Origin of the sequence: Pararcticibacter amylolyticus, from assembly GCF_003130405.1 — a bacterium.
Lineage (GTDB): Bacteria > Bacteroidota > Bacteroidia > Sphingobacteriales > Sphingobacteriaceae > Arcticibacter > Arcticibacter amylolyticus.
Window position 1 is genome coordinate 293,682 of sequence record NZ_QEAS01000005.1, and the last position, 12,514, is coordinate 306,195.

Below are 12,514 nucleotides of genomic sequence, written 5' to 3' on the forward strand. Positions count from 1 at the left end.
CTGGCGTATTTGCAGGGCACCTAAACTCAGCATAAACAACTGTTTTTGATCGCCTGACCTGTGGTGTTGCATCACAGTGCTGGTTGATCTTTTTTTACATGATTCCGTGGTAAGCTTTCTACTGCTCCATTCTGAATTTTATTGCTTCGATCGGATCAGGTAAATCAATCGGAAATTTCTCGTTCTCGTATTTTTCAATTAAGATGCCAAGGATTTCCAATTCGTCTCCATCTTTTGATCCCTTCCTGGCATCAAAGATCTTCTCGAGTCTTGCGAGCGCCTCAATGTAGTCGTTCTCCGTTTTTATCGGCTTCAATTTCATTTATAATATACATATAAATTCGGTAACCATAATGGATCTTTATCGAATTAGAATGATAAAAATGACTAGAAATGAAATACGCAAATCCAGCTCAAGCCAACAGCCATCTTTTATTGTGTCCGACGGAAGTATAATCTTGCAATTCCAGCACAGCAAAGTTAAAAGCAAACTTTTGCCGAAAGTGCATTGACCACTACGTAAAGATATAATGTCTTGAAAAATCACCTGTCTAGAAAATACTGAACCAATCGACAAATAAGAAGATACTCAGCAGACCCGGAATATCAATCTTTTTATCGTTAACTCTTTTTAAATGCTGCTTCTTCCACTTTGAGAAACCCGATTTATAAGTGGTACCGATAGGAAGTTTGTATTTAATATTATCATTTAGAATTACATAGTTCCTTCCCACAACAGCTGTTATTTTTGAATTGTTAATAATATACGACTTATTGATCCTTTGAAAACCGGAAGAAAGAACGGTTGTAATGCTTTTTAATGTCATATGAGTACGATAGTTTTTATCACCCTCCATATGGATATTGAGATAGTCCTCAAAAGATTCAATATAAATGATGTCTTTAAAAGGAATAATGGCATCTATTATTCCATAGATGCTTTTTGCTTTTTTTATAAAAAGAGATTCCGGACTGGTTTGGTATTTGCGTACATTTCTGTCACTTGTAAGGCTACCTGCGGTTGCCTGCTTTAAGTGCTCGTTTGCATTATAAATAGTTGGATACTGGGCGGTTAGGTTGTTAGTGGGGACTGTAATAACTACTGTAACTTGCCTTAATAAAGATAAGTCTGGTTCATGAGCTTTTATCAGTCTTTCATCAACAAATACTAATTCAGTTTTCAGGACAATTATCTGTTTCAGTGCGGCATAGAAATCGTTGGTCAATTCCAAAACCCATTCTAGGGAGAACGAAGTAAAACTAGAGGTGAGAGCGTTTAAAGTGTTCTGATCTCCTATTACGTAGCAGGTTATCATATCATGATAGATTAGGGACTATTGTTTGTTTTCTCTTTTTAACGTGTCGGAAAAAGATATTATTAAAGATAATAATTTTCTAAACATAAGTTCAGTAGAATGTTGTTGTAATTTTTCTGTTATGTTTATAAGGGAGCTAAATCTCTATTTTTGTTAGGAATAAAAGTAGATGTTTTTTTAACTGAATGGAAGATGTATAATGAAAAACATCAATATATTATCGGGATTTAGTGGCGTAGAAAGGATACGTTTACCCCCTGAAAAGGTATCACTTACCCTATATTTCTTATCATTTGTCTAAAGATTTTTTCCGACAAGGTATTGTCGCGAAATTACTTATGCAAAAGCTATTGCAAATGAAGTTGTCGCTTGCCATTCTTTAATAACTTACTAAAAAGAACATTATGCAAATAAAAAAGAATATACAAATTGTTGTATCGCTGTTCTTTCTGCTTGCTGGAAATGTAAACGCACAGGATCACAGGAGTAATGAGCTTAAACAAAATAAGATCAACTCTCTTAGCCAGAGATTGAAAATAAGCATTAATTCAGCAACAAAGATTGTTGAATTAATGGAACACTATACCAATCTGTCGAATAAGATCTATCACGATAGCTCCCTGACAACGGAACAAAAGGTGGACAAATTGGATGCTCTGGAACGTGAAAAATTACAAAAGCTGGGGTCCTTTTCTAAGGTTGAAGGCAAATTGAATGGTAAAGAAAAACTAGCGCCCTTACTGAAAAAACAAGAAAAGTCATTTTCGAATAAATAAAACTAATCAATACAAGCTATACACATGATCAACAAGAATTCTTTTTCCGAATCAAAAAAGTCCATTTCAACTTTTCTTATCCTGTTCAATGTCCTGCTCAGTTTAGTGGTTATTTCTTTGCTAGTGTTGTCTTTCCGGAATAATGATAAAATAGCGTATGTAGAATCCGGGAAATTGTTGAACGAATATAAAGGATCAGAAAAAGCCAGAAAGGAATTTCAGAAGAAAGCAACAGAATGGCAGGCGAATATCGATACCCTTGAAACAGAAGTAAAGAATGCCATGAAAAAGTATGAAAAAGATCTGCCGGGTATGACAGCGAGAGAGCAGAAGATGGGACGTGAACTTATCAACACCAAGAGATCTGCGCTTGTAAATTATCAGAGGGCAATTAGCGAGAACGCCAAACAAGAAAATGCTAAACTAATGCAAGGGGTATTTTCAACTATTAACAGTTTCTTGACGGAGTATGGAAAGAAAAATGGGTATAAGATGATCTTTATAGCAAATGAATCGGGAACTATCGCCTATGCCCGGGAGGGTCTGGATCTTACATCCAGGGTGTTACAGGAACTGAACGATGAGTATTTAACGTCGAAAAAATGAAAATTATGCTCGCCTGTATCGGCATGACATTGCTGATAACCGCATCCTGTACCTCTCAGATAACAACTAAAACCGGGTTACAGGAATATATTGGTGACAAGAAAAATGGCCTCATAAGTGAAGTTAATTGTACGGGGGGAATTACTTTAAAGATGAGATATATTCCGGCCATATTGCTGGATCCAAAGCTGGACACCAATAAAGGGTATTACTTTTTGTTCACTTTTTCCAGGAATGGCAAAGAACTATTGCCACAACTGGATAATGACTCCTATAGCGAGATATTAAATGTCCTTTCATTCAGAATGCCTGGTTATATATCGCTTGTCTCACAAAATACATCTTTGATTGAGCCAGAGGCGTGTTTCTTCCAACAGACTTTTGGCCTGACAGGCGGGAACGAATTGTTGATTGTCTTTAGCCAGGAAGAAATGAAGAACGCCGGACGATTTGAGATTAAGATCAACGAATTCGGTTTAAATCTGGGGCCGCAGACTTTCCAATTTGACGAAGATGCCCTAAAAAAAGTAACGGAAATTTCAGGTAAGCTTAAAATTTAAATAAACGCCATGTCCCATCAAAAGAATTCATATTCACGAATTAAGCGTGTCACTGCTATGTTTTTGCTGGTAACTATGCTTAATCAATTGTTTTCTCCTGCTGTTGCCCTGGGTTTAACATCAGGCCCGACAGCCCCGGAGGCAACCAGTTTTGAGCCGGTAGATACCACAGATATGGTCAATTTGCTCACTGGTGATCTGGCGTATAATTTACCTTTATTGGAAGTCCCTGGCCCCGAAGGCGGTTACCCTCTTTCACTGTCTTATCATGCCGGGATACAACCGAATGAGGATGCTAGCTGGGTAGGACTCGGTTGGACTCTGAATCCCGGTGCTATTAACAGGGCAGTGAACGGTTTTCCCGACGACTGGTATGGGGCACAATCAAGCAGGCGGGACTATTGGGAGGGAGGTAAAAAGAGTGCCTCAAGAATAGGTTTCTCGATTCCAGCGTTTGGGGGGATTGGGTATTTGGGCTTTGGTCTTTCTTTTTCTAATGATACGTTTCTCGGGCGAAGTTTCGGTGCAGATATAAATGGTGGAATCGGCATTCCAAATACACCCTTGACCATCGGTGCAGGTGCCGGTGCGAATACAAGAGGAGATTATAGTGCCTGGGCCGGAATAGGCGGTAAGTGGGGATCATTTTCTGCCCAAATGAATGTAGGTGGTGGTTCTGATGGTTGGTTTGTAAATGGCGGAGTAGGAATAGGAGCAGAATATGGTCCTTATGCCATGGATCTGGGATTGGGTGCCTCTGTAAATAGGGAAGGGGTAGCCGGGGGTTTTATGATCAGCCAAAGATTAGGAGTGTTGGGAGTTTCAATGTCAAGTGATGGTGGTTCATCATTTTCTGTTGGAGGATATACTGCGTCTACTCAAAATTCTAAAGCCGGTTCCATTTCCACTCAAACAAAAAAGACCGACGTCAATTTGATCTTTGCTTCATATAGCCGTACAAAGACAAGATACTGGTCGAATGAAACTGAGTCATCCTTTATGTATGGATCATTGTATCCCGGGTGGCAATATTACATAGACGTTCCTGATGCGGTTGCTTATGATGCCTATACTCTTCAGGAAGAAGACAAAAATATAGTAGATGACCCCGAACCTAATAAGCGTATGGGCGGTTCATTCCCTTCGTACGATCAATATCAGGTAACTGCTCAGGGATTGGGCGGCTCGATGCGGCCATATCGGTTTGAAGGCGAAGCTATACAGCAAAACCGGTGGGAAAAGATCAGCGATAACCTTATTGTGCAAACGGTTAAATATATCACTAACAGCTCGGCTGTAGCTTTTCCCGAGTTCAGATTTGAGAATGATTTCTCAAATAACTATTTACAGAACTATCCGGACTTTATGGCAGACCTTGATTCAAGGATCATTGCTTATCCGCCTCCTTATTATGGGCCTTTAATTGAAGATGATGAGTGGGCAGGCGGCTTTTCCGGTAATGAACTCGCCGGATCAAAATATATTTCTTATTCGGTAACCAGGTCAGACGGAACGGTTTCAACTTATGGGAACAATAAATTTATTACTCCCATTGTAAACGGGTTAAACAGGAAGGCACATACTTTTCAGTCAGGAACAGCTACTCACATTGCAGGTTTTGCTATAACAAGTGAGAGCGGGGTAACTTATCATTATAATTTACCGGCTTACTCTTACGATGAAGAAATGTACCAGGAGTTTATTGGAAGCCCGGTACTTCAATTTAACCGGCAGACAAGAAATGAAGGATATGCTTATACCTGGTACTTAACAGCGATTACCGGCCCGGATTATGTCGATAGAGGCACTGTCGGTGTGATAGATAGCCAGGACTACGGACACTGGATTAGCTTTGAATATGGAAAATGGTCTGATAAATATGCTTGGCGGAATCCATCGGAGGGATATTATCGGGATGATGATAATCGATTCAGATCTGTCTCAATGGGAAAGAGAGAAGTTTACTACCTAAACGCCATTAGGACACGAAGCCATACTGCTCTTTTTGAAAAAGATGTGAGATATGATGCCAAGGGCGAGTCGCCTGAAATTTTTAACAAGAATTGGGCCGGTAGCCCTATAAGCTCAGAGTCAAATTATCAGAATGAAGGAGTATTCAATACAAATTCGAGCCAGAGTCTGAGGCTGGACAAGATCTATTTGCTCAATAATAGCGATGCTTCGATCATAAGTCCGGCAAGCGGAGGATCAGGAAGCTATATTCCCCCAGGGAGAAGCATTAGTTGTTCAGATTGCGAGCTTCACGCAAATGTTTTGGATAAAAATGATGTTAACGCAGTGGGAAGAGCGGTATTAGAAGCTAAAGCAATCCGGATCATCGATTTTAACTACGACTATTCCCTTGTCCGGGGTACTGTAAATAGCTATAATATCAATAGTCCCTCTACGAAATATGGTAAATTAACCCTTAATTCTGTTAAGTTTAGAGGTGTGGGAGGCGCGGATTTACTGCCATCTATCGACTTTCAGTACGGTTTAGATGCTACTGCGATTAAATCATCTACAGGGACCCTGACTTCAAATAGCTTTATAACCAGCAGCAGCGCATTTATACCGGGGGATTTGCTGGAAACAAGTGGCGGTGATTATTGTGGTGTAATTGTTTCGAAAGCTCAGAGTGGCAATAACTGGGTTTATAGCTTAAAGAACGGTAAGTTTTCGGGATCAGGCTCGTTTGAGGTAAGAACGACAAAAAACCCGCCATACAACAAGGATCAGCAGGACGTTTGGGGAATGTTTAAATCTGATTATTCGGGCACTTCAAACGAAAATCTAAACCGGCTGACTAACCCGATATCGAACAGGGCAACAGATGTGTGGTCTTTAAGAACGATAAAAACAGGCCTTGGTGCAGAAATAAGCATAGATTATGAGGGGGATACTTATGGACAATCCATTTTAAATAAGAACCGTCCCCTCATCATTAGCGATTTTTCGAGCCAGGGGGGAAACAACTTTTACTACTATGTCAACACGGAGGGACAAAATTTGAACGATCTGTTCAAAGTGGGAGATGAACTTGATATGACATTATTTAAAGAAGGAAGTGGGAATACCTTTACGACTATTTCTACTTCTTCTTATTCTATACCGCCCAGAATAACTTCGATCAGTGGCGATTATATGTATATATACTGTCCTGTTAATCTAACTAACGATATTCTTTATGGGGGAGGATCTGGAACAATAAGAACTGGTAATCTTAAGCTCGGAGGAAATGATATATATTATGGCGGTGGCATAAGGGTGAAGAGTGTCACGATTGATAACCTTGCAGGTGTCAGGAGCACAGCCCAATATGGATATTTGAACCGGGACCAAATGATGTCATCGGGTGTTACCTCTTATGAACCAATAACCCAGGAAATGGATAACGTTGCATCATCTGTTACATCTACAAATACTTCAGTGAGAGAGGAAGCTGCGAAGGTTTACAGACGGGAACTTTATAAAGATATGAGCAGACTGTTAAGTATATCAAGAGAAGTCCCGGGACCGGGAGTGATGTATGAGTATGTAACCGTTACCAAAGAAGTTTATAGCGCTATGGACAACCAGACCCGTCAGGTTCCAGGCCGTACTGTATATCAGTTTGAAGTTTTTCGTAAAAATATGGTTGGGAAAGAAGACGTTTCTCCCCGGAGATCTGCGCCGAAAGATCCTGGATTAAGTAGCTACTATACAAGAAACCTTGTTCTTAAGAAGTTTGTAAGCAATATCGGTGCATTAAAACGGGTGACTGCATACGATATATATGGGAATAAACTAAGTGAAACGATCAATCACTATCTGCATGACGGCTTAGAGGGCTCTTCTTATTCTGATTTTATGAATATGTATGAGCAACGTCTTGTTGCCTATAAAAAGCAAGGCCTGATAAAAGAACGCTATTCAGAGGTAAAGTATGTTTGGACCGGCTCTGATGCCAATTGGGACGTTATGGGCACTATGAGTGCACGGGAAGAGTACCCTGCTATTTGCACAGGTCAGACGGTTGTTGATAACACCACGGGGATACAGACTTCGTCCGTAAACCAGGCATTTGATTTTTACAGTGGTGCTGTCACTCAAAAGATAGTGACAGATAGTTATGGTAACAAATTTATGCAGGAAGTGATCCCTGCGTACAGGAGATATTGGGAAATGGGACTGAAGATGCAGTCTCAACTGAATAAGAATATGTTAACACAGGAAGCGGCAACTTACACTTATAAACTAGATAACAGCAATGCTAAACTGGGATTGGTTTCTTCTGCTGTTCAGCTGTGGGGAGTAGAGACGCCGGTAACAGATGGCAATGGAATAAACATTATTCAGAACGATGCAGCGGCAAATGGAAAGGTGTGGAGAAAAACAGACGCATATGCATGGATACCGGACGGACAGACGGCAGACGGCCTTACTGCAATAAGTAATTTTGTTGATTTTGACTGGGAATCTGTTTCTCAGAACGCTTTCTGGAAGAAGACAGGTAAAGTTTCATTATTTGATGTTTTTTCAAAGCCTCTCGAAAGTATTGATATAAATGGTATCCGCTCTTCATCTAAAATGGGCTATAACGATGGAAGAGTAGTTGTTTCCGGATCGAATGTTGCTTATAATGAAATGGCATTTGCTGGTTTTGAAGATGGTTCCCCCGTTAATGGAAAGCTGAGTACGAATGTCAATTATGTCTCTGGAACGATAGCCAGTGCTGCTTCCCATTCAGGAAGAATGAGTCTGATAGTGGCTCCAAACAAAACGGGTATTTCCTACATTCTGCCACTGTCCGCATTACCTTCACTGGGAAAGGACTATGTTGCCTCTGTTTGGTTTCAGACAAACGCCAATAACCTTTCTGCTGCCAGACTTTATTACTCTGTAGCGTCCACCACTGTTTTTGCGACTCTGAATCTTCAAAAGCAATCAAGGGGATGGTATCTTCTCGAACTAAAAATTCCCGGTTCTCTTCTTTCAGATCCTACTAAAGTGCTCACTGTGTCATGTGCAAACGTACTTGGGGCCACAGATATATTTTTCGACGATTTCCGGTTTCAGCCTTTGCAGGCCCAGGTCAATAGTTATGTGTACGATGCATTAACGGGAGAACTGACCAATATTCTGGATAACAATAACCTTTTCACTCGGTTTGAATACGATGCGGTGGGAAGGTTGACAAAGGTATACAAAGAAGTACTGGGAAAAGGGAATATGGTTCTCGTCAAGGAGAATCTATACAATTATCAAAAGAAGCAGTTATGAAAAACTCGGTTAAGATCATTCTGTCTGTTTTGTCTGGTCTGTTCTTTTTTATCAATTCTGTCAGCGGACAGGGACAAACCATCTCAAATGCCATAGATGCAGGAACTTTTGGTGGCTGTGGAAGCAGAACATTTATGGATTTTAAGAATAACAGTGGATTCGGAAATGAATATGGCCAGCCAAGTGAGGATGTCTGGTACCGTTTTTCGCTGACAGGCACATCGCTGATGAATATCTCAACCTGTAACTCGGGGTTCGATACTTATGTTCATCTTCTTAATGGATCAGGTTCTTTAATTACTGCTAACAATGATAATGGCCTGTTATGTTCGGGAACAAGAGCTTCTATTCAGTATTCGTTATCCGCAGGGACATATTATGTAGTTGCTGAAGGATATGGAAATAATAGTGGGGTCATAGTTCTCAATATAACCGGGATAAGTAGTCAGCCCACTCCCGCGGGTGCGACGCTTGCAAATGCGATTGATGCGGGAATTATTGTTCCAGGCGGAACTTTTTCACATACCTTCAATAACAACCCTTCTAATTGTTACGGTAACGAGATTGGAGAACCGGGTGATGATATTTTTTACAAGTTTACAATCTCACAAAACCAGAAGATAAATATTTCTCATTGTGGATCTGGGCTTAGAACGGTGATGCATTTGGTGAATTCCTCTGGTTCTGTGATAAACACAAATGGTGGAAATGGCCTTCTATGCAGTGAAAATAGTGCTTCTCTTTCTGTAACACTTGCTGCCGGAACTTACTATGTGGCTTCGGAGGGATATTCGAATTCTAATATTGGAGCAATCACTACAACTATTGCTATCGGTAATGAAGATATAAATAGAAATTGGATTATTAGCCGTAGTTACGATGATGACGGGAACATAGATGGTGAATCTAAATCTTTTTTTGATAATGCAGGGCAACCTACTCAATCTCAAATAAGGAACCTTTCCACTGCTCAGGTTCTCGCCTTCGAAACTCTTTATGATGCGTTGGGAAGGCCAGCAATAAGTACTTTAGCAGCACCGATAGGCAACCTGGATTTTTCTTATAAAGACAATTTTGTAAGCAATAGTCAGGGTGGAAAATATAACTACACAAATTTTGATCTTGGGAAAACAAATACTCCTGACCCTTTAGGGATATCAGTTGCAGGCAGCCTCGGCAGGTACTACAGTCCCAGTAATACTTCCGAGCCTTATATGCCCGTTACCAGTTACCCCTTGATGAGAACCGTATATAATAGCGATGGATCAGGCTCGGTAAAAAAGACTTCGAACGTTGCAGAGGCTTTCAGAACTGGCCTGGGTCGGGAACAGCGTAGTTATAGTGTTCCTGTAAACAACGAATTAACTCATTATATCCAGGTACGAAACAAATTTTTCAGCATCGGACAGCTCGGGAATCTTTCTTCTTCAATTGAAGCTGTACAATTGGTACAGAGAGATGCCAACGGGAAACAGATAATCAGTTTTTCTGATAAATCGGGCAATTTGCTGGTAAGTGCCCTTTCTGGCAATGATTTGAGTGTTACGGTTACAAAACACGTACCAATCTTTGCTCTTTACTATTTTGTTCTGCTTAAACCCAGTACTGTTAATATAGTAGCTCTGAATGCAACGCTGGTAGATATGTCAACGGAACAGGAAAGCATTGTGAATGACACACAGCTGCAATTGCAGGCGGGTTATTATAAGATATCAAACCTAATATCTTTGAGTTTAAGTTACACGAATAGTTATGGCGATCTTAGTTATAATTTCTATAATCAACTTGGACAGTTGATTGCTAGTATTGCCCCCGAAGGCGTTAAGAAATTAATCGATAATATTAATGCTTATAATACTCTTGCCGATGTACCTTTTGTGACAAAATATGAATACGATACCAGGGGGCGGCTTATCGCAATGACAACTTCTGACGCAGGGAGAACAGAATATATTTACCGGACAGACGGAGCTCTTCGCTTCTCTCAAAATACAGAACAACGCAAAACAGGCCGTTTTTCCTACACGAATTATGATTATCTGTCCAGACCTGTAGAATCAGGAGAATATATACCGGGTACAATCAGTTTTGCGTCAGCAAAAACCAATATCACGGTGCAGGAGAGTATAACTACAGACGGGGGATTGACTGGTGGTACAAAACAGCAGTGGGTAAAGAGTTTTTATGATTATGCCGATAATGGTCATGGTGTTGCAGGCTATGTTCAGGATGAGTTCTTCTTAAGAGGGACGGTCAGCCGTACAGAGAATGAACAAGGAAAGACATGGTATAGCTATGATAGTGAGGGTCGATTGATCTGGCTAATAAAACATATTACCGGGCTCGGAATCAAAACGATCGACTACACGTATAATGCCAAAGGAAGAGTCAGCCAGGTAGACTATCAGAAGAATATTCCGGGAGAACGATTCATTCATGAATATGAATATGATGGGGAGGGAAGATTAAAGGCAGTTTACACTACCACGGATCCAAACGTTACCAGAAAGCTGCAATCTAAATACTACTATTACCTGCACGGACCGCTGAAAAGAGTTGAAATTGCGGATAACCTTCAGGGGGTTGACTATACTTATACCCCCCAGGGATGGCTCAAAGCAATAAATCATCCCGATCAGACTAGAGACCCTGGAAAAGATGGTACATCAAATGGCTTTGCTCCAGATGTTTTCGGGATGACACTCGAGTATTTTAACGGTGATTATGTTCGTCCAGGAACAGGTGTTAACAGCTTTGTTGCCTCGACTGCTCCCGAAAGCTATAACGGAAGTATAAGAGGACAAAGCTGGAGAAGTACTAAACCAGCATCGGTAGTTAGCGCATACGGCTCTTCAGTCAACAATCCTGCAATGTTTACATACGAATATGATGACAAGTATCAATTCAGCAACAGTAAATACGGTAGTCCTACTTATACGTCAATGTTTGATTCGTTTACAGAAGCAGTTGGTAAGAACCGGGAATATGGCTTAACTTATGACAAGCACGGGAATATCCAGGGGCTAACCAGAACAAACAATGCGGGAACCGTTATAAATTCACTGGTTTACCGCTATCAGGCCAATACTAACAGGCTTAACTCTGTAGATAACTATGCGAGTTATCAGTATGACGACCTTGGGCAGATGACTGCCCAAATAAGGGGTAGCCAGGGGATGTATTTATCATATGATGTTAGTGGCAAGGTTACAGCAATCTATTCGGATGCTGCGAAAACTCAGTTAAAAATCTCTTTCGCTTACGATGAAGGCGGCAACAGGATTAAGAAAACGGATCATTTAACCGGGATTACAACCTATTATGTTCCTGATGCCGGAGGGAATGTACTGGCCATCTATGATAATAACGGCACTTCCATGCAGGAGAAGGAAGTGCCGGTATATGCAGCCGGGAGGATGGGGATATATAAAAAGGCATCAGGAACTTATCAGTATGAATTAACCGATCATCTGGGTAATGTCCGGGTAGTGATCAACCAAAATAAAACCTCCGGAGGTCTTGCAGATGTCCTGTATTATTCTGATTATTATCCTTTCGGATCAGATCTGACCCTCGCGAACAGTGATCATCGTTATGGCTATCAGGGGCAGTATGCAGAGAAAGACAAAGAAAGTGCCTGGCTGAATTTTGCATTGCGGATGTATGATCCAACTATTGGCAGGTGGATGACGACGGATCCTTACGGGCAGTACTATTCGCCCTATGTGGGAATGGGGAATGATCCGGTGAATGGAGTAGACCCGGATGGTGGTTATACACGATTTGGGGCACTTTGGAGGCACGCCGTAGCATATTTTACAGGAAGGGATCCAGGCCCGATATTGAAGTCAGGAAGCGAATATGGTTTTAATACGCATGATTCAGATAATGATGGAGAAATCCGGGTAAATGCCCATTACGGAAGGAGTGTGGGCCAAAAGGAGGCCATCCGGATGGCATCAATGTTTTATACTGCTCCAAAAGTTGGACAATT

At 40.9% G+C, this 12,514-nt stretch carries 7 protein-coding genes; 5 read left to right on the forward strand and 2 right to left on the reverse strand.

Features of this window, described 5'->3' with window-relative positions; translation table 11 throughout:
- Nucleotides 1–118: 118 nt before the first annotated feature.
- Nucleotides 119–322, reverse strand: a complete 204-nt coding sequence (locus DDR33_RS08205) for a helix-turn-helix domain-containing protein (RefSeq protein ID WP_202913682.1) — start codon at nt 320–322, stop codon at nt 119–121.
- Between the two features lie 229 nt (nt 323–551).
- Nucleotides 552–1,316 carry a LytR/AlgR family response regulator transcription factor gene (locus DDR33_RS08210; protein WP_109415284.1) on the reverse strand — a complete coding sequence of 255 codons (765 nt, stop codon included), beginning with the start codon at nt 1,314–1,316 and terminating at the stop codon, nt 552–554.
- Nucleotides 1,317–1,720: 404 nt separating this feature from the next.
- Between DDR33_RS08210 and DDR33_RS08215 the strand changes: the two genes are divergently transcribed.
- The 5 genes from DDR33_RS08215 to DDR33_RS08235 form a co-directional block, all read left to right on the forward strand.
- The gene (locus DDR33_RS08215) at nt 1,721–2,092 is read left to right on the forward strand and encodes a hypothetical protein (RefSeq protein ID WP_109415285.1); all 372 of its coding nucleotides are present in this window, start codon (nt 1,721–1,723) and stop codon (nt 2,090–2,092) included.
- Nucleotides 2,093–2,116: 24 nt separating this feature from the next.
- Nucleotides 2,117–2,698 carry an OmpH family outer membrane protein gene (locus tag DDR33_RS08220; RefSeq protein WP_109415286.1) on the forward strand — a complete coding sequence of 194 codons (582 nt, stop codon included), beginning with the start codon at nt 2,117–2,119 and terminating at the stop codon, nt 2,696–2,698.
- Complete coding sequence (locus DDR33_RS08225; protein WP_109415287.1) at nt 2,695–3,258, forward strand: hypothetical protein; 564 nt, start codon at nt 2,695–2,697, stop codon at nt 3,256–3,258. Before DDR33_RS08220 ends, DDR33_RS08225 begins: the two co-directional genes overlap by 4 nt.
- 9 nt (nt 3,259–3,267) lie before the next feature.
- Entirely contained in the window at nt 3,268–8,520 is a 5,253-nt protein-coding gene (locus DDR33_RS08230) for an RHS repeat domain-containing protein (RefSeq protein WP_146198729.1), read from the forward strand.
- Nucleotides 8,517–12,514 (forward strand): RHS repeat domain-containing protein (locus tag DDR33_RS08235; protein WP_146198730.1); only part of this gene is annotated, 3,998 nt, incomplete at its 3' end. The genes DDR33_RS08230 and DDR33_RS08235, both read left to right, overlap by 4 nt.